The sequence below is a fragment of the Halomonas sp. G15 genome (assembly GCF_021282295.1).
Lineage (GTDB): Bacteria > Pseudomonadota > Gammaproteobacteria > Pseudomonadales > Halomonadaceae > Halomonas > Halomonas alimentaria.
In genome coordinates, this window is record NZ_JAJSPA010000103.1 from 1 (window position 1) to 583 (window position 583).

A 583-nucleotide genomic window follows, 5' to 3' on the forward strand; every position below is an offset into this window, starting at 1 on the left:
CCGTAAGCGTGCTTATCAACGACAATTACAAGGAGGAAAAGCTGGGTCGTCGGACTGACGACAACTACCCCACCCAACCGGCCATTTTAATTGTCGCCAAGCGGCCAAAGTAGTTGACGTCGCATAGATCAGCCCTGTGGACTTGATGCCCGATATGTTGCCCGGTGGCTTTGTCGATGACCTGGCCGTCGTGATGAGTGTCCTCAAGATGCTGGATTCCTACGTCACCCCGGAGATGCGCCGCCGTGCTCGTAAGTAACCAGCTCAACCCGATTTCGGGCCCATAGACCCTCGATTATCCGTCTTACCGACCTTTCCTTAGTAAATCCCTTCATCACGCCTCGCTGCCGCCAAATCGGTGGTGATTGGCGTGGTTTCGTGTGCGTGAACCCTGGAGATCCCTGTATGACATCTCGTACAAAGCGTAAGCCTGCTGCTACTACCGCCACCCAACGTAAGGCCAAGGCGCCACAACCGTCGTCACCCGTCGACCCGACGTCAGAGGATAAGCAAACCGCGTCACCGGTTTCTACGACCCGCATTCTCAAGAAGGCGACCTGTCCCAAGCTGAGCCCGCGTGGCA

1 protein-coding gene is annotated in these 583 nt (G+C 56.4%); it reads left to right on the forward strand.

Going from position 1 to position 583, the window contains the following annotated elements; genetic code table 11:
- The first annotated feature begins 127 nt into the window (after nt 1-127).
- Entirely contained in the window at nt 128-259 is a 132-nt protein-coding gene (locus LWH48_RS18480) for a YkvA family protein (protein WP_442908331.1), read from the forward strand.
- Nucleotides 260-583: the final 324 nt, after the last annotated feature.